We start from the raw sequence: 17,130 nt of genomic DNA on the forward strand, positions 1-17,130 counted from the left end.
AACTTGAATTAACCTAATTTCGACTGAGTTAATGTACATAAGGTTATTGCTCATTTTGTGTTAATCGATGAGCAAATGCAGGCATGAAGTCTAAGTTCTCTCGAATCGTTTCTAATAACGCCTCATCAATGTGTGAGCCGCTATCAACAATAGGATTAAGGATCAAAGCGCGTTTAGCTAATGCAATATCCCCCGTCATCGCGGCCTTCACTGTTAAGGTTTCAAACTCTTTCATTTGTTGGATTAGGCGTAACGTATCGTTATCAAAAGGTTCGACATTCAATGGAAGGATCGCGCTGTTAGTAATAACTGAGCTGACTTCTACCGCGCAGTCATCAGGAAGCCCTTGAATCGCCCCATTATTGCGAGTGTTGACGTGCATGATAGAACGCTTGTTGTTGTGAATACTGCTCATTAGTTCACAAGCTGCTTCAGAATAATGGGCACCACCTCGTTCTTCTAATAATTTCGGTTTGGTATCCAGCATTGGGTCTCTGTAGATTTCGAGCAATTGTTGTTCAACTTTTGAAACCAAGTCGGCGCGATTTTCGCTCTTTTCAGACGCCGAAAATTCTTTGTCTAGAATATCTCGTGATTGGTAGTAGTAACGTAGGTAAGCGCACGGCACCAGGTTCAATGAGCGAATCAACTCGGCATCCCATTCAAAGGGTGGGATGTTTTGAGGCATCATTTGGTCATTGCCTCCGAGGAGTTGGTCTATCACTTCTTGGAGCTTGTCTTCGCCGTTATGAAATACTTTTCGGGCCCACACTAGATGATTCAAACCTGCGATTTGCATGGTGATGTCTTCGCGTACAGCGCCAAGCATTTTTGCTGCTCCGCGCTCCATGTTCACGGGGATATTGCACAAGCCGACCGTCTTGATGGTTGAGTGTTTAATCAAGGCCTCGGTCACCATACCTGATGGATTGGTAAAGTTGAGCAGCCACGCATTGGGGCAAAGTGCTTCCATCTCTTTGGCGATCTTTAATGCAATTGGTATGGTTCGACAAGCATTAGAGAAACCACCCAATCCGTTAGTTTCTTGCCCTATCATGCGATACTTTAATGCAATTCTTTCATCACGTAGCCTTGCTTCTAATCGACCAGCCCTAAATTGAGAACAGACAAAATTCGCGTCCACAAGCGCTGCTTTTCGGTCTGTCGTGAGGTGCACTGTGATGTCACAGTTCGCTTTTCTAATCATTCGCTGCGTCAAATCTGCAATCACTTGAGCTTTTTCCATACCTTCTTCGATATCGACAAGCCAAAGGTCAGAAATAGGTAATTCGTGATAGCGTTTTAGTAAGCCTTCGATCAGCTCAGGGGTGTAACTTGATCCACCACCAATGACCGAAACTTTGAGTTTTTGTGCTTGCTTCATTTGACTCACCATTGTTATGTAGATTACATGGTTTAATCTATATGATGAGTCAGTACGTCTACAAACCAGTATTGATGATTTATGAATTAGTGGGGTTAATCTATGGGGCTGTTTGAAAATCGCCAACAAACATTGTCGTTGCTGCACACCTTCAGTGTGGCGGCTAAACATTTAAGCTTCACCCTTGCCGCCGATGAACTATTTCTGACTCAAGGTGGAGTCAGTCATCGCATCAAGAAACTTGAGCAGCAGCTTAAATTTAATCTGTTTGTGCGTAAAACGAGAAAGCTAGAATTGACCCCAGAAGGACAACGCGTTCTCTCGATGCTGAGTGTCTCATTCGAATCTATTTTCTCTGAACTGATGGACATTCAAACTGGAGAGCTAAGTGGTGAATTGTACATAGCAACCTCTCCTTATTTTGCGTCGTCTTGGTTAATGCCGCGCCTACCAGATTTTAGGCAGTTATACCCGAATTTAAGTATTAAATTACAAACCAAACAGAACCAATCTGACTTTCAGTTTGAACCTTATGACGTGGCAATTTTCTATAGCGAGGGTCACTATCCGAATCATTATAGTGAGCGACTATTTTCAGGAGTTAGAACACCTGTATGCAGTCCTGAATACGCGAAGAGGTTCAATCTTGAGAAGGGCTTGCAACAATTGGATAGTGTGCAGTTTATTCATAGTGGAGACGTGACGGCTTGGCAGCGTTGGTTGGAAGCGGCTCAAAGTGAGGTTGATTGTACTCTAAAGTGTGATTACTACAGTGACAACCGTATAGCGATGGACGCGGCAAGGTTATCGATGGGTGTAGCACTAGGAAGACTCGAGTTTGCGACAACTCAAATTGAACTGGGTGGGTTGGTTGCTCCTTTTATGAGTATTGAGTCGGGTAAAGGTTACGATCTTGTATGTCCGAAAGGGATGGAGCAACGGACTAAGTTTCAAGTGTTTACTCAATGGGTTAAGCAGCAGTTATGACAGAATAGCATGCCTAGACAAAAGCGAATTTAAGGTCTAGTTTGGGTGGTTCTTTCTTTCAATAAAAAGAGGTGAGTTATGTTCAGCCATGTTTTTCTCGGAACCGAAGATATTGAACGTGCGAAGTCGTTCTATGATCCAATTATGAAGATGCTTGGTTACAACGAAGGCTCAATCGATCCTAAAGGGCGTTGTGTTTACGTGAGCAAAACGGGTGTACTAGGTTTAACCAAACCGATTAATGGTCAGCCAGCGACTTACGGCAATGGTATGACGGTAGGATTCTTGGCGAGTTCACCAGAAATGGTGGATGAATGGCATCGCATCGGCGTCGAAAATGGTGGTACTAGCATTGAAGGTGGCCCCGGAGCGAGAGGTTCTGACGAGCGTCGCTTGTACATGGCTTACTTGCGAGACCCTGATGGAAACAAGATTTGTGCAACTCACTTTATGCCATAGTTTACGTTATGCCACAGTTCACCTTATGTCATAGTTAACTTTATGCCACAGTGGCGTATAATTAAGTCATATTGATTGTTCAGGGTTAGTTTATGATGCTCTGAACTAACACGTTATTTTAAAGACTGGCTGACTATTGCAAAGGACTTGCTAGATGAAACCGAATGAACTGTTTTATGAAAGCTTTGAGCGTTGCCGGATTGATCAAGAATTCTTGGAAAGCTTTCTGGCAGACTTCTGCGAGCATAACCCAAGGTTTTCAGAACGTTTTGAAAAGATAGGGTTAGAGCAGCAAACTAAGATGCTTAAGGCCTCGATCATTCTTATTTATAATTCCTCTGGTCTGCCAAGTGTGCGGAACTCGGTCAAGAAACTGGGGAAAAGGCACAAAGATTTGGGGTTGGACATTTCAGAAATTGAATTAAACGAATGGTTTAATTCGCTGCTCAATACGGTTAGAAAGTACGATCCTCATTATGATGAGAACGTAGAACGAGCTTGGGCAGAAACGCTGGATGCTGGTCTAACGATCATGAAAAAAGAGTGTGTTGAAAAATAAGATAAGCTTCGTATAACAACACGAGGTTTATCTTATTTTTAAAATGATGGCTTTTAATTCATTGCCCTAAATGGTTTTTATTCAGGGTAATGAATATGTTGGCTTAAAAGGTAAAGCCGGCTTGTACACCCCAAACTGAGTCCTTGGTATACCAACTGCTTTCACTGCCGATCTCATATCCATCAAACCCTACACGAGTCAACAGCTTGGAGTTGCCAAACAATGGTTTTGATGACTTGTACTCTGCGCCGATACCGTAAGTTAAGCCAAAATTACCATGAGAACCTTTATGAACTTCATTTCCTTTGCTAGAGCTATACACCAACTTTGTATCTGAGTGTGAATAGAAAGCACCAAACTTGCCCAAAATAGCAAAATTTTCACTGAAACTGTGTTTGTACACAGGCGTCAACGAGAGCATTAAGGTGTCGAACTCTTCCTTTCGTTGTACTGTCTCGTTGTTGCTGTAATCAACGTAACTGTCTTTGTCATCGACGCTGGTAATAAACAATGTTGATTCTACATACCAGTTGCTTTGTGCGATCTGGCTACCCAGTGTGAACTGGCCACCGACATCATCACTATCCATACCAACACCACCTAAAGCATACATTTCATTTGCTGCGAATGCTGAAGAGCCCGTAACTGATGCAATCGCAAGCGCCGCTAAGACTAATTTTTTCATTTTATTCTCTAAGGTTCGTAAATTTCGGGAGAGGATTCTAGCGATATTTTCAAAATAAAAAACACTGTTCGAATGAGTGGAGAGATGATTAAATAAAGATTAAATATATCAATAATGAGGAGGGCAGGTTTGAAGGCTCGGATTATATTTTTTTAGGTATGATAGGGAGTGTTGAACCTCAATTTAATTATTGATTTTTAGCATTTTTATTGGCTTTCGGATTATTTGTACCTCAATGAAAAAGCCCTAGCGGTGAATCTTCGCTAGAGCTTCATTTAGATTGAATTAGAGAGCAATTTAATAGAGATTAAATACTAGGGATGACTAGTCTTTCCGCTTGTGCGTAAGGGTAAAGTAACCAGTGGCTTAAAAGTGAGCAGTCCAACCAACCAGGAAGCCTTGTGAAGCGGTATCGTATTCAAAGGTACCTTTGTTTTCGTAATCAACCCAGGTCGATTTGTAGGCGACATTTAAGTCAGACCAATTGTTTATCTGGTATCGCACGCCAGTTAATAGAGATGAGGTAAAGTCGGTGTCACTGCCAAGCCCTGCATCAATAGTTGCGTGAAACTTCCAATCCTTATTGATCTGCGTTATCCATCTCACACCTATTTGGTAGTCAACCCAATCTTCATCGAGTGATCGGTCTGCACTTAGATTACCACCTGAACCGTAAAGCTTGGCATCAATGTCGTTATCCCACCAACGAAGCCCAAACAGATAATCAATCGTACCAAAATCGTACTGGTAGCGCTTAAAACCCTTCACATCTAAAACACCTTGTCGGATATCAAGGTTGCCCCTCAATACCTCTAGGTTGCTACCTAACACTGAGTTTGTTTTTCCGCTTAGCTTCATGAAGCTATAGTCAATGTAATAGCCCCACTGATTGTCATAGATACCCTCTAAACGCACCATTGCGGTCATATCAAGGTGATCCATGATGAATGCAGGATCAACATCGACATCTGCAGACAAATCACCAATGGTGCTGTCTCCGCGGATGTTGAGTGCGAGCGCGTAAATTTCGAAGCTATGTTGCCACTTTTTTGTATCCGCTTGTGCGCTTGCTTCCTGAGCATTTACGGTTGAACTCGCAGCCAACACCGATGCGATTAGATAATGCCATTTAGCCATATTGATATCCTTATCTGGTTTGAAGAGTGCACACTATAAATGTATGTATTAATTAGCCATTTTCTATATATGCAACTTGTATATGGCTGATTGTAGACTATGTTTTTTAAAAAGAGCCAAATTTAAAGAGTGGGAATATGAAGCTACAAAGTGTTTTCTTGTTGGTAGCGGTTTTAGGCTTAACGCCTATTGCGTTGTCTTACGGCTACGCCCCCGTTATTTCTATGGATTATCTTTTCGGAATTGATGCTAGTTCTATCAACGTGACTCATATTTTTCGAGCCGTGATGGGGCTGTATTTGGCACTGGCTCTGTTTTGGGTTAGTGGCGCATTGATAAAAAAGTATCGACTGCCAGCGCTTTATAGCTTGGTGGTTTTTATGTTGGGTTTGGCTGCAGGCCGAGTGATTAGTTTAGTCTTAGATGGAATGCCGCACTGGCTGTTTTTTGTCTATCTAATTTTAGAGCTTGGCTTTGGTTTGGTCGGAATAAAAATGATTCACAAAGAACAATCTGAAACAATATAAGGACATTATATGAAAGGGATTTTTCACCTTCTTACCTTGAGCGTGTTGAGTAGCTTTTCGCTATCGGCATGGTCGGCACAAGAACAACCTAATATCTTCGTCATTTTCACCGATGATATTGGCATCTCAAACCTGAGCGCTTATCACAATGGCGTGATGAGTAGCGAAACACCAAACATCGATAGTATTGCTGAGAAGGGAATGCTTCTGACAGACTACTATGCGCAGCCATCTTGTACCGCGGGTCGTTCTGCTTTCTTAACCGGGCAATTACCAGTTAGAACCGGAATGCACTCTGTTGGGTTACCTGGCGGTCCCGTTGGTTTAAGTGCGGATACGCCAACGCTTCCTGAGATGCTCAAAACGATGGGGTATGTGACTGGGCAATTTGGTAAAAACCACCTTGGTGATAGAGATGAATTTTTACCGACAATGCACGGTTTTGATGAGTATTGGGGTTGGTTGTATCACTTGAATGCGATGGAATATACCGAAGATCCAGATTGGCCAAAAGATGGATCTTTGGATGCCTTTGCACCTCGTAATGTTATTTACGCAAAATCAGATGGCAAAGGTGGCCAAACGATCGAAGACGATGGTGCATTGTCGATTGAGCGTATGCGAACACTCGACGATGAAGTAAATAAGCATGCTATCAACTTCATTGAACGAGCCGTAGAAGCGGATAAACCATTCTTTACTTGGTACTGCCCATCTCGTGGCCATGTATGGACGCACCTTTCTCCTGAATATGAAGCGATGCTTGGCCAAAACGGTTGGGGGCTGCAAGAAGTGGTCATGAAAGACCTTGATGACCACGTTGGGGAAATGATGGCGAAAATGGAAGAGTTAGGCATTGCCGATAACACCATTATCATTTTCACTGCAGACAACGGCCCTGAGATCATGACTTGGCCTGATGGCGGCATGACGCCTTTCCATGGTGAAAAAGGTACGACTTGGGAAGGTGGCGTAAGAGCGCCTGCACTGGTGAGTTGGCCGGGTAAAATCCCTGCAGGTAGCGTAGGCAATGGCATCTTTGATGGTATGGACTGGTTACCAACATTGGTTGCAGCCGCGGGTGGTCCAACGGATCTAAAAGAGAAAATGCTGAAAGGTCACGATGGCTTTAAAGCGCACCTTGATGGTTACAACCAAGTGGACATGCTGACAGAGAAAGGCGAGTCAAACCGTAAAGAGATCTACTACTACGAACGAGATAAGCTGCAAGCGGTTCGTATTGGTGATTGGAAGGCGCACTTTGTGGTCCAAAACCATGGTTGGAGTGGTCCGAAAGAGGAGTTAAACGCACCGTTACTCTTTAACTTACGTCGTGACCCATATGAGCGAGCGGCAGAAGAGTCGGGCATGTACTTGAAGTGGATGGGGCAGAAAATGTGGGCATTTGGACCTGCTCAAGCTGCTGTTCAACAACATCTAGCAACTTTCCAAGAGTGGCCCCCAGTGACACCAGATTTACCAGCTGAGAAAACAGGTGGTGTGGGTAACTAATACGCACTTGTCTCAAGTAGTTGGGACAGTAAAGGCTGAGTAGAAATACAAAATCCCGTTGGAGACTCTAATCGTCGCCAACGGGATTTTTCTTTTCCGTACTCACGCTACTATTTTGTTTCTACTTTGAACGAGTTTACTTAATCTTCAGCGTGGTATTGCGCTCTATAAATTGAACAGGAACCATTAATTTTACTAAGCTGGTGTCTTGTTCTTGAATTTGGTTAACCACAATTTTCACTGATTCACGCGCAAGGCGTCTAAAATCCTGCTTGAAGGTGGTCAGTTGGTAGTTGAGCCATTGAGTCTGCGGGATATCATCAAAACCAATCACTTGCAGGTCTTCTGGGATACGAAGCCCAAACTCTAAACGAGCTACATCCATTACCGCCATCGCAAGGTTATCTGTCGCACAAAACACCGCTTGCGGATGCGTTGCTTCGTTGAACATGTCGCGGATGATCTCTAACGAATCAAGGTAGTCGTAATCAGCTTCAATAACTCGAGCCTGTTTGCCTGTTAAGTCTTCAAATTCTGTGCAGAAACCGACTTGGCGCTCGCCATTAGTAAACGTTGGCACATTACCCGTCACATAAGTCGCAGTCTTGATACCAAGTTTATGAAAGTGTTGCGCTGCAAATTGCCCTGCCGCGTAGTTATCACTCACAACATGGCTACTCTTCGTCCCTTCAACAACACGCGCGAACTGAACGATAGGGATGTCAAACTCTTCACACTCTTCATAAAGTGACTTATTGAATGTCGCAGAAGCAGCAATCACACCATCAACACGATATTGGAAGATGTTCGGAATCGAGTGGATGTCGTTACCGTCGACTTGCCAAGGGATAAGCACAGCAGAATAGCCCTGTTTTTGTAACTCAGTAGAGATGAGTTGCAGGGTTTTCATGTGAATTGGGTAATCAGCATCAGGGAAGACCAAACCAATCAACTTAGATTCATTTGTCGTTAGGCTACGAGCAAAGGCATTCGGGCGATAGTTGAGTGCTTTTGCGGCTTCGAATACTTTCTGTTTGGTCTTTTCAGACACCGAACTGCCCGGAACAAATACACGAGAAACGGTAGATTGAGAAACGCCAGCCAGCTTAGCGACATCTTTTGAAGTAACGGTTGGTTTTGACGCCGTGGAGTGTTTTGGAGAGCTCATAGAAGATACTTTTGAACTAAATTGACAGTGCACAGAGTACCATAATTAGGTACGTATTCAAAAATACAATATGCCATGATGGGATGAAAAATAAGGGTTAATAGAGAACGTTGGATATTATTCTGGGTATGACCCAAAAAAGCTCTGCATTAAGAGCAGAGCTTTGTTTAGCGAATTTGTGACTCGATTAACTGGGTGTTAGAAGTAGTAACGGATACCTGCAGCGAATTGGTCATCGCTGTTTTCGTAATGGTTACCTACGGACTTGTCGTTGCCATTATCGAATTGGTATTCAGTCCATACTAAGAACTTGTTCTTCTTAAAGTGGTATTCAAGGCCTGGGATAATCAACTGACGATCGTAGCCATTAGCGTTGTCGTCTGTGTCCGTTAAGTAGTTAACGTTAAAGGTTGGACGCAAACCGTTTTCAAAGTGGTAGTAAGTGAAGAATTCAGCACCACGGTGGTCGTAAAATTCGGCTTTGCTGGTGGTTTCCCAATTTGAGCCTTGGCTGTAAGTGAAACCAACGAATAGGCCATTATTGGTGTAGTTCACACCCAATAAACCAATACGTTGTGTATCGCCATCTTTGATGTTTTTAACGCCAGCATCGACATCATCGAATTCATTCTGATGGTAAGCCAAACCAATCGTTAGGCCGTCCATAACCGTGTATAGGGTTGATGCGCCCATACCGTTTTTCAGTGTTGCGGTTAAACCATCTGCAAGGCCAACATCTTCACGAGTTGTCTGATAAGTGAAGCCGTACTTCCAGTTATCGCTGATGTTGTTGCGATAAGTAATCGAGTTCTCTGCACGGCCTGTACCAGAAGCAATACCCCAGTCAGAAAGGTTGTAGTAACCAGAACCTCGAGAACCAAATACACGACCCATATCGGTAAACCAAGCTACATCGTAAAAGGTAGACCACTGCTTAGTACCTGCTGCAATCTTGCCGTATTTCTCGTGCTCTACACCTGCGTATAGAAGTCGGTCGTAAATATTGTCGCCGTTAGCACCTGAGTTGTAACCCCATTCGGCATGACCAAAGCCAGTCCAGCCGTTATCTAACCCCATTTGACCTTTAAGGCCGAAACGAGAACTACCGCTGTTCCATTCGCCATTATGATCGCCACCTTTATCTTGGTAACGAACGTCAAAACGGCCATCTAGAGTGAGGCTATCGCCTGCGTCATTGGTAAAAGTATGTGCAGCAAAAGCAGAACCCGACGTAAGCGCCGTCAGGATCACTGCTGAAAGAATCGACTTTTTCATTGTTATTCTCTTTATTCGAGCCGTAGAAAGCCGCCGTGCTTTCAAGCTCGTTATATTAGTAATGGTTTGGCAGGGTGTACCCCATCCATGAGGCACTAATTGGATCAATTATTGGTGGAGCAATTATTGATTGGTGAAGCAATTAATTGATTGAAGCATTGATTGGTAGAGCACTTGCTAGGAGCGAGAAGGATCTTCTAGCAAGTCATAGCAACCCAAATTAGATGTCGGCTTGGGTTGCTATTGTTTGGTTTTTATCTTTTGGCTTTTATCGCTAGGATTAAGGCGTTTTTATTAAAGCACCTGTATTAAAGCATTAGGATTACAGCGTTGGGTTCATGATAGATGAAGTGCGTTCGAACACGTCTAGACCTTGCTGCTGTAGCCAGTAAGGAAGGTCAATAAGAACCCAGTTTTCAGACAGCTTGTCACCGTCACGGTAGTAAACGTCAACCACTTGCATGTTTGCGCGTACTTCGCCGCCAGTCATACCTAGGAAGCCACCTGTAGGGGTGTTTGATAGGTTTGGCCAACCGAAGAAACAAGAGAAGTTACCTTCAGCGAAACGACAAACGTGGCCGTTGAATTTCTTGTCTTTCAGGTTGTTACGGAAAGGAAGTTGGTGCTGTTGCTGGTAACGAGGAATCGTGTAAGACGCGCCGATACCACAAGGGCCGTACCAAATCATGTCTTTTGACCAGCTCTTCGCTAGCACTTCTGGTGGGCAACCCATTGCGCCGCTGTCGTTAAGTGCAGAAAGGTCATCTACCATCTTGTTCACTAGAGCCAGTGTCGCAACGCCTTCTTCTGGAGCCGCATCTTCAAACAACAGGCCATCATGATTACGTGGGCCAGGGTAAACGAAGTGCTTACCTGTTGATGGTGGAAGTGGGTAGCAGCCCGCTTGGTCCATCATGCCTAGTAGATCTAGGAACAGGCCAGTTTTTGTGATTTTTCCGTCAACAACACAGTTAAATTCTGCATAGCGAACGTTCATGATCTTGCCAGTAGGGCGCATGCCTAGGTATTCAGCGTCGAATAGACCCATGAAGTGACCCATGCTCATTACCCAAATTTCATCTGGGTTAACTTCGTTGTTACCGCCGATGAAGATATCTTGACGACGCTGCATGCGTGTCATTGATTTCATCATTGGTGCCCAGAATACGTCAGCCGCTGCTTGTGCGCCTTCTTGCTCACGGAATGGGTAAACACCACGCCACAAGTAATCTTCAGAAGTGTGTGCTTTTAAAACTTCAGCCACGTTCTCGTGAGTAGCGTTTTCGATAGCGTCAAAGTAATCGCGAACAATGCGTTTAGCTTCTTGATATTTAGACATAGTAAATTCTCTTTTTTGTTGTCGAGCCAACATTCGGAACAGGACTCGATTTGGATTTTGTTACCGGCTGACTTCTCAGCCGGATTGATGTTTATTTCGTGTCTTGAGAGGTTTTCAACTTTTAGAGGTTTCAACTAAAGGGGATTAAGCTTTTGCTGTTTCCGCTTTTTTGCTCTTGTCGAAAATGCCACCTTTCAATGTTTCTGGTAGAGATAGCCACAGTAGACCAGCCAGAATCCATACGATTGGTGAACCCCACATTGCTGTTGCTAGGTCTGAACGCTCTTGGATGAATACCAACACCATTGGAGCCCACATGCCGATGATACGACCACCGTGGAACAGCGCTGCACCGAAGCTACGTAAGTGAGCTGGGAACAATTCAGAGAAGTAACCACCCCATACCGCAGAAGCAGACAAACCGAAGTTGTAGATAAGGCCTAGGATAGCCAGCATGTTTAGGCTGCCGATCATCACGTCGCTTGGTGCCACGAAGAATACTGAAGCCATTACACCCGCAAGAATGAAACCAAACGCGTTCACTTTACGACCGTATTTGTCAGCGATTGCACCCCATACCCAAGCACCAAATAGAGAACCGAATGCTGAGATAGAGAAGATGATGCCGATCGTTGAACCGTCAAATTGGCGAACTTCTTTCAGGTACGTTGTCACGAAGCCTGAGAAGAATTGGTAGCCATAGAAGTTAAGGCCAGCCAGTAGTAGACAAGTGATGGTTAGCTTGCGGTAAGGCGCGCTTAGCATTTCACCCCAAGAACCTTTCTTCGCTGGTTTATTCGATGCTTCAGCTGCGGCTTGATCTTCTTCACCGTAAGCGATCACTTTCTTGTCGCTAGGCAGGATGAAGATCATCAGTGCAGCAGCAACTAGAGGAGGAATACCACCCACCCACATTAGGCTCTGCCAAGGCGCATCAACACTAGAGATGAATGCCGCGTATGCGCCCATTGCCATTAGAGCAACCGAGAACATCGAAGAGGCGAATGCCGTTAACTTACCGCGAACGCTTGGTGTGAATAGGCCGATCATCAGGCTTACTGCTACTGTGAAGTAGCCACCCAAAGAAATACCGATGATGAAACGCATCGCTGCCCACATCGCGTAATCAGTAAACATCATGTTGATGATGGTTGCGCCACCGTTCAGTGCAGTGATGACAATAAGAGTCGATTTCTTACCAAAGTTTGATGCCACCCATGCACAGCTTAGAGCACCAATCAGTGCGCCAACCGACTGCCATGTATAGAACTGAGCGGTATCCGCCAAGTTAATACCATCGTACGCATCTACGATGTAGGGGCGTACGTAGTCAATAATTACAAAGTTATAACAATAGAAAAAGTAGCCAACTAGAATTGCTAGATAAGCAGCTACCCTTTGAATCATAGGAACTTCGCTCATGTGTTTTTTAGTAGTCATGACCGATAAACCTTTATTTATTATAGGGTGTTTTTAGTTTTGATTATTGTGCAGTGGTTATTGATGTTCACTACACCGTCTTCGTTTCGGGAGAGATAATAGAATTTTTGTGGTTATTAGATCCGTGATCAAGGTCAATTTTAAAATGAGTGCGTACCCATTTTGTGCGTTTTAGTGATCTGGATCCCATTAGATCGTGTGTTTGCGCTGATTTGGACGTTTTGAGCGTTTATTCGTCTATATTAGTGACAATACTCACACTTATTGTGGGTTTTTGAGGGAAAGTATCCATTTTTGAGTAGTATTAGCGGCGAATGAATTGCGAAATATAATAAACGGAATCTAAAAATGGTTACGTACTCAAGTTTTGTGGTTATTGCTTTGTATGTACTAACTACTCTATTTATCAGTTACTTAGTGAATAAGCGTTACAGCGTTGGTGGCGATTTCTCCACGGGCGGAAAACAATTTGGTTGGTTTACGGCAGGTGTGTCGATTCTTGCAACCTACATCAGTGCGATGACGTTCGTGGGCATGCCGGGCTGGGTTTATAGCTCAGGCATGGAAGCGATGAGCGTCCATTTGAATTATCCAATAGTGATCTTTTTCGCTGTGGTTTTCTTTGTCCCAGTGTTTTACAAACTCGGCCTTACCTCGATTTATGAATACCTAGAGCACCGCTTTGGCGTTGTTGCTCGCACGATTAATTCCATCGTATTTATTGTGGTTCAGTGTATTTCGGCAGGGGTGATTTTGTATGCGGTGGCACTGATCTTGGTGCAAGTGTTACCGGTGAGTATCTCCGAAGCGATCATCTACATCAGTTTGTTTACAGCGTTGTACACCTATGCAGGTGGCATCTCGACCGTCATATGGACAGACATGTTGCAGTCGGCGGTGTTGATCATCGGCAGTATTGCTATCTTTGCCTTATTGCTAATGAAGATTGATGCGGGCGAGGTGCTGTCTCCTGAACACCTGAATATCATCAACCTCGATTTCGACTTGGGTGTTGATACCACTTTATGGGCGGGTGTGGTGGCCGTGAGTTTCTTACATCTAAGTGTGTACGGCACTAACCAATTGATTATTCAAAGAACGCTGGCGACCAAAAACGTTAAGACAGCACAAAAATCCATGCTGCTTTGTGGTTACGGTGCGTTCTTTATTTACCTGTTTTTCTCGGTAATGGGCGTTCTACTGAGTGTCTTTTATCAAGATCAAAGCTTTGAAAACAGCAATGAAGTGATTCTCGATTTTGTGTTTAACCATACCAATCCCATCATTGTTGGTTTGGTGATATCCGCGCTGTCGGCAGCAGCGATGTCGACACTGGATTCCACTTATAACTCGATGGCGACTGTGGCAACGTTCGATTTCTATAAGCGCTTTTTCCGTAAGAAAGCCTCTGACGCACATTATGAATCGGTCGCAAGAAAAATGAGTTTAGTTGCCGCTGCTTCGGTTGTTGTACCCGCTTTGTTGGCGGTGTCTAACGAATCTGTGCTTAAGACGATTGCCAGCCTGACCTCCATTTTTGTTGGTATTCGCCTTGGCTCTTTCATCCTTGGTTTGTTCTTTAAAAAGGCAAATGAGAAAGGGGTGATTGCAGGCAGTATTGGCAGTGTGGCTGTGGTGTTTATTGCTAAATACAGTGGTATCTCTTGGCCTTGGTTTGCCTTGATTGGCACCGTGGTTTTCTTAGTGCTAGGTGTTGTCGTTAGCCATTTCTATGGGCAAGTAACTGAACAACAAAACGAATTTATCGCCAAGCAAAAACACTTGTTTGCAAAACCTACGGCGAGCCATTACGGCTTGCTAGTGTTCGCTGTCGTCACGATTGCGGCTTGTACTGTTATTCCTGATTGGCTTTATGCCGCTCTTTCTTAATGAGTAAATCTTCTCAACTGGCTAATTTTTAACAGGTAAATGTATGCTGTCCATTTTTGATATCTATAAAATTGGTGTTGGTCCTTCAAGCTCACACACCAATGGCCCAATGATTGCGGGTTTCCATTTCACTCAATTAGTCGCGGATAAAATCACAGACGTAGTTCGTGTTCAGGTCGATCTCTATGGTTCGTTATCGTTAACCGGAATAGGGCACCATACCGACAGAGCAACCATCTTGGGTTTGCTTGGCAATAAGCCTGATACGATTAAAATCACTAGCGCTAATGAAGCGATGCGCCTTGCTATCGACAGTGGTGAAATGCAGTTGAGTGGCCGTCACACCATTGGCTTTAATTACCAAACAGACATGCTATTTCACGAAGATAATCTGCCTTTGCATGAGAACGGCATGATGATTACCGCGCTTGACCAAAGTGGAAATGTGATTGTTGAGGAAACCTATTACTCGATTGGTGGTGGTTTTATTGCGACCGCTTATGAACTGGAAAATGGCAATCAAACCCAAGCCGTAGAAGTCCCTTTCCCATTCAAAAATGCCGATGAAATGCTGCAAAAAGCAGAAGACAGCGGCATGAGCTTGGGTGGCATGATTCTGAAAAATGAAGCGGCTTTCCAAGGCGATGATGTTATCTCAGAAAAAGCCGATCAAATCTGGCGAGTGATGACTCGTTGTATGGAACGCGGATTTGAAACCGAAGGCATTCTTGATGGCGGTTTGAACGTGACACGTCGTGCACCGAACCTGCTGAAAAAGCTGGAAGCAAATGCGGCCGTTGAAAACGACCCAATGGAAATCATGGACTGGATTAACTTGTTTGCTTTTGCGGTGAGTGAAGAAAATGCAGCCGGCGGCCAAGTGGTGACATCACCCACGAATGGTGCAGCGGGCGTTATCCCTGCGGTGTTGATGTATTACCATCGCTTCATTAAAGAACTCGACACTAAGCAACTGAAAGACTTTTTGGCAGTATCGGGTGCGATTGGTATTTTGTACAAAACCAATGCTTCAATTTCTGGCGCGGAAGTAGGGTGCCAAGGTGAAGTGGGCGTGTCGTCTTCTATGGCGGCAGCAGGTTTAACGGCGTTACGCGGTGGCAGCAATGAGCAGATTTGTATTGCGGCAGAAATTGCGATGGAGCATTCGCTCGGTATGACGTGTGATCCGATTGGTGGCTTGGTACAAGTGCCATGTATTGAACGAAATGCGATGGGTTCCATGAAGGCTATTAATGCTTCACGAATGGCTCTTAAACGTAATAGCAAAAGTCTGATCTCATTAGATAAAGTGATCGCCACCATGTATCAGACGGGTAAGGACATGAATAAGAAGTATCGTGAAACGTCATTAGGCGGTTTGGCGCTGATTCATTTAGCTCACCCTTGTGAATAGAAAGCGTAAATAAACGATATCCGTTTCAAAATAACAAAGCCCGGCGCATCTAGATTTTAGATATCTTAGATAGCTGGGCTTTTGTTTGCCGCTTAAAGAAAAGGGCCGTATGGCGAAGTGAACTAGTCTTCTAGAGGAAGCAGATAGCTGTTCTTCAGTTCCTTAACCGAGATGTTGGATTGAAGCGCGCTCACGCCTTTGACTCGCCTGATCGAGCTAATACGCTCAAAGTACTCTTCCAAATCTTTAGCTAACACTTGCACCATGTAGTCGGCACCGCCTGCAATGCAGTGGCACATCGGAATCCAATCGGTTACAGCAACAAATTCTTCGAACGGTTCGGTGTTTTCAACCTCGTGGTTGCCTAGAGTCACTAAGGTAAAGCCTGCTACGTGCAAACCTAACTTCTTGCGGTTGAGTTTGGCGGCATAACCATCGATATAGCCGGTCTCTTCCATGCGTTTCCAACGACGCCAGCATGGGGTTTCGCTGAGGTTAACCTTTTCCGCGAGCTTGCTGTTGCTCATGCGTCCGTCTTGTTGGATATGTTCTAAGATAGCGATATCAGTGTCATCTAACACTTCTTTGGTGGATTCTTTCTGTTTCATGGCTTTTTTAGAAAAGTCTTGCTCAAATTTGCATTAATATTAGCCTATATAGCAATTTAATTCCTAGTCGAATCTGTAAACTCTCTCCGTATAAATACTTTACTTATTAGGAGTGAGAGGAAATGAGCTCTCAGTTAATGCTGGCGTTCTTGCTGTTTTCAATATCTATCGCAATTACACCTGGGGCAGGCAATATCGCATTACTTGGGATTTCAAGTCGTTATGGGTTTGCTGCGACTTTACCTTTTATCTCTGGGAACGCTGTTGGCATCATCATCGTACTGGCGGGTTCCAGTGTCGGTTTGGTGAGCCTATTTACCCTTTATCCAGAGCTATACAACATTTTGAAATACGCGGGCGCAGCTTATTTGCTGTTCATGGCGTGGTCGATTGCTAACATGCAAATCGAAGAAAGCACCATTGATAATCGCTCGGGCTTTATGTCTGGCGTATTGGTGCAGGTGTTAAACCCTAAAGGTTGGATTGCGTCATTAACTGTATTCTCACAGTTCATCACTCCAAACGCAGACTACCTGATTCAAGTAGTGACTATTATCGCGGGTATGGTTATTACCGGTGTGCCGTGCATGTTGGTGTGGGCGTATTGCGGCACCATGCTTAAAAAGTTACTGCAATCACCAAAGCAGATGATGTTTGTGAACCGTTGCTTGGGCGGAAGCTTAGCGATGGTGGTTGCCTTTATGCTTTATCAACCAGCATAAAGCCTCTCTACAAATAAAAAAACC

The 17,130-nt window shown here is 44.2% G+C and carries 16 protein-coding genes; 8 read left to right on the forward strand and 8 right to left on the reverse strand.

The annotated features are described in order from the left end of the window. Nucleotides 1–43: 43 nt before the first annotated feature. Complete coding sequence (locus AC3CH4_RS04620; RefSeq protein ID WP_488543375.1) at nt 44–1,384, reverse strand: 6-phospho-beta-glucosidase; 1,341 nt, start codon at nt 1,382–1,384, stop codon at nt 44–46. Nucleotides 1,385–1,486: 102 nt separating this feature from the next. Here AC3CH4_RS04620 and AC3CH4_RS04625 point away from each other — a divergent pair, with 102 nt between their 5' ends. From AC3CH4_RS04625 to AC3CH4_RS04635, 3 genes are all read left to right on the forward strand, one after another. Continuing rightward, the gene (locus AC3CH4_RS04625) at nt 1,487–2,371 is read left to right on the forward strand and encodes a LysR substrate-binding domain-containing protein (protein WP_488543376.1); all 885 of its coding nucleotides are present in this window, start codon (nt 1,487–1,489) and stop codon (nt 2,369–2,371) included. Nucleotides 2,372–2,449: 78 nt separating this feature from the next. After that, the gene (locus AC3CH4_RS04630; RefSeq protein ID WP_372244268.1) at nt 2,450–2,830 is read left to right on the forward strand and encodes a VOC family protein; all 381 of its coding nucleotides are present in this window, start codon (nt 2,450–2,452) and stop codon (nt 2,828–2,830) included. A gap of 154 nt (nt 2,831–2,984) precedes the next feature. Continuing rightward, nucleotides 2,985–3,389 (forward strand): globin, encoded by a 405-nt coding sequence (locus tag AC3CH4_RS04635; protein ID WP_488543377.1) that lies wholly within the window; start codon nt 2,985–2,987, stop codon nt 3,387–3,389. Between the two features lie 103 nt (nt 3,390–3,492). Here AC3CH4_RS04635 and AC3CH4_RS04640 read toward each other — a convergent pair whose 3' ends face one another. Further along, a complete protein-coding gene (locus AC3CH4_RS04640; protein WP_488543378.1) occupies nt 3,493–4,074 on the reverse strand; it encodes a hypothetical protein in 582 nt (193 codons plus the stop codon). 366 nt (nt 4,075–4,440) lie between these two features. After that, nucleotides 4,441–5,211 carry a hypothetical protein gene (locus tag AC3CH4_RS04645; RefSeq protein ID WP_488543379.1) on the reverse strand — a complete coding sequence of 257 codons (771 nt, stop codon included), beginning with the start codon at nt 5,209–5,211 and terminating at the stop codon, nt 4,441–4,443. A 137-nt stretch (nt 5,212–5,348) separates the two neighbouring features. Between AC3CH4_RS04645 and AC3CH4_RS04650 the strand changes: the two genes are divergently transcribed. Both AC3CH4_RS04650 and AC3CH4_RS04655 read left to right on the forward strand, forming a co-directional pair. Next, on the forward strand, nt 5,349–5,738 hold the full coding sequence (locus AC3CH4_RS04650) for a DUF4345 domain-containing protein (RefSeq protein ID WP_488543380.1): 390 nt from the start codon (nt 5,349–5,351) through the stop codon (nt 5,736–5,738). A gap of 9 nt (nt 5,739–5,747) precedes the next feature. Continuing rightward, the gene (locus AC3CH4_RS04655) at nt 5,748–7,250 is read left to right on the forward strand and encodes an arylsulfatase (RefSeq protein ID WP_016785700.1); all 1,503 of its coding nucleotides are present in this window, start codon (nt 5,748–5,750) and stop codon (nt 7,248–7,250) included. A gap of 136 nt (nt 7,251–7,386) precedes the next feature. On the opposite strand, the gene AC3CH4_RS04660 is transcribed toward AC3CH4_RS04655, so the two are convergent. The 4 genes from AC3CH4_RS04660 to AC3CH4_RS04675 all read right to left on the reverse strand — a co-directional run bounded on the left by AC3CH4_RS04660 (nt 7,387) and on the right by AC3CH4_RS04675 (nt 12,472). Continuing rightward, nucleotides 7,387–8,418 carry a LacI family DNA-binding transcriptional regulator gene (locus AC3CH4_RS04660; protein ID WP_016768517.1) on the reverse strand — a complete coding sequence of 344 codons (1,032 nt, stop codon included), beginning with the start codon at nt 8,416–8,418 and terminating at the stop codon, nt 7,387–7,389. 198 nt (nt 8,419–8,616) lie between these two features. After that, nucleotides 8,617–9,693, reverse strand: coding sequence for a porin (locus AC3CH4_RS04665; RefSeq protein ID WP_488543381.1), 1,077 nt, complete (start codon nt 9,691–9,693; stop codon nt 8,617–8,619). Between the two features lie 322 nt (nt 9,694–10,015). Continuing rightward, nucleotides 10,016–11,032, reverse strand: a complete 1,017-nt coding sequence (locus AC3CH4_RS04670) for a nuclear transport factor 2 family protein (protein WP_004736372.1) — start codon at nt 11,030–11,032, stop codon at nt 10,016–10,018. Nucleotides 11,033–11,176: 144 nt separating this feature from the next. Beyond that, nucleotides 11,177–12,472, reverse strand: a complete 1,296-nt coding sequence (locus tag AC3CH4_RS04675) for an MFS transporter (RefSeq protein WP_017092550.1) — start codon at nt 12,470–12,472, stop codon at nt 11,177–11,179. Nucleotides 12,473–12,820: 348 nt separating this feature from the next. On the opposite strand from AC3CH4_RS04675, the gene AC3CH4_RS04680 reads away from it, so the two are divergent. Together AC3CH4_RS04680 and AC3CH4_RS04685 are read left to right on the forward strand one after the other, a co-directional pair. Further along, complete coding sequence (locus tag AC3CH4_RS04680) at nt 12,821–14,362, forward strand: sodium:solute symporter family transporter (protein ID WP_488543382.1); 1,542 nt, start codon at nt 12,821–12,823, stop codon at nt 14,360–14,362. 43 nt (nt 14,363–14,405) lie between these two features. Further along, the gene (locus AC3CH4_RS04685) at nt 14,406–15,776 is read left to right on the forward strand and encodes an L-serine ammonia-lyase (RefSeq protein ID WP_488543383.1); all 1,371 of its coding nucleotides are present in this window, start codon (nt 14,406–14,408) and stop codon (nt 15,774–15,776) included. A gap of 122 nt (nt 15,777–15,898) precedes the next feature. Here the strand turns inward: AC3CH4_RS04685 and AC3CH4_RS04690 are convergent, their stop codons facing one another. Continuing rightward, nucleotides 15,899–16,384: an Lrp/AsnC family transcriptional regulator gene (locus AC3CH4_RS04690; RefSeq protein WP_050646347.1), complete on the reverse strand. Its 486-nt coding sequence runs from the start codon at nt 16,382–16,384 to the stop codon at nt 15,899–15,901. A 122-nt stretch (nt 16,385–16,506) separates the two neighbouring features. Here AC3CH4_RS04690 and AC3CH4_RS04695 point away from each other — a divergent pair, with 122 nt between their 5' ends. After that, nucleotides 16,507–17,106, forward strand: coding sequence for a LysE family translocator (locus AC3CH4_RS04695; protein WP_488543384.1), 600 nt, complete (start codon nt 16,507–16,509; stop codon nt 17,104–17,106). The last annotated feature ends 24 nt before the right edge of the window (nt 17,107–17,130 follow it).

Source organism: Vibrio sp. QJM3NY_26 (assembly GCF_057786005.1).

Coding starts and splice junctions, on each gene's coding strand:
- AC3CH4_RS04660 (WP_016768517.1), bottom strand. CDS start 8,418: ATGAGCTCTCCAAAACACTCCACGGCGTCAAAACCAACCGTTACTTCA.
- AC3CH4_RS04675 (WP_017092550.1), bottom strand. CDS start 12,472: ATGACTACTAAAAAACACATGAGCGAAGTTCCTATGATTCAAAGGGTA.
- AC3CH4_RS04645 (WP_488543379.1), bottom strand. CDS start 5,211: ATGGCTAAATGGCATTATCTAATCGCATCGGTGTTGGCTGCGAGTTCA.
- AC3CH4_RS04685 (WP_488543383.1), top strand. CDS start 14,406: ATGCTGTCCATTTTTGATATCTATAAAATTGGTGTTGGTCCTTCAAGC.
- AC3CH4_RS04630 (WP_372244268.1), top strand. CDS start 2,450: ATGTTCAGCCATGTTTTTCTCGGAACCGAAGATATTGAACGTGCGAAG.
- AC3CH4_RS04665 (WP_488543381.1), bottom strand. CDS start 9,693: ATGAAAAAGTCGATTCTTTCAGCAGTGATCCTGACGGCGCTTACGTCG.
- AC3CH4_RS04670 (WP_004736372.1), bottom strand. CDS start 11,032: ATGTCTAAATATCAAGAAGCTAAACGCATTGTTCGCGATTACTTTGAC.
- AC3CH4_RS04620 (WP_488543375.1), bottom strand. CDS start 1,384: ATGAAGCAAGCACAAAAACTCAAAGTTTCGGTCATTGGTGGTGGATCA.
- AC3CH4_RS04695 (WP_488543384.1), top strand. CDS start 16,507: ATGAGCTCTCAGTTAATGCTGGCGTTCTTGCTGTTTTCAATATCTATC.
- AC3CH4_RS04635 (WP_488543377.1), top strand. CDS start 2,985: ATGAAACCGAATGAACTGTTTTATGAAAGCTTTGAGCGTTGCCGGATT.
- AC3CH4_RS04690 (WP_050646347.1), bottom strand. CDS start 16,384: ATGAAACAGAAAGAATCCACCAAAGAAGTGTTAGATGACACTGATATC.
- AC3CH4_RS04625 (WP_488543376.1), top strand. CDS start 1,487: ATGGGGCTGTTTGAAAATCGCCAACAAACATTGTCGTTGCTGCACACC.
- AC3CH4_RS04640 (WP_488543378.1), bottom strand. CDS start 4,074: ATGAAAAAATTAGTCTTAGCGGCGCTTGCGATTGCATCAGTTACGGGC.
- AC3CH4_RS04650 (WP_488543380.1), top strand. CDS start 5,349: ATGAAGCTACAAAGTGTTTTCTTGTTGGTAGCGGTTTTAGGCTTAACG.
- AC3CH4_RS04655 (WP_016785700.1), top strand. CDS start 5,748: ATGAAAGGGATTTTTCACCTTCTTACCTTGAGCGTGTTGAGTAGCTTT.
- AC3CH4_RS04680 (WP_488543382.1), top strand. CDS start 12,821: ATGGTTACGTACTCAAGTTTTGTGGTTATTGCTTTGTATGTACTAACT.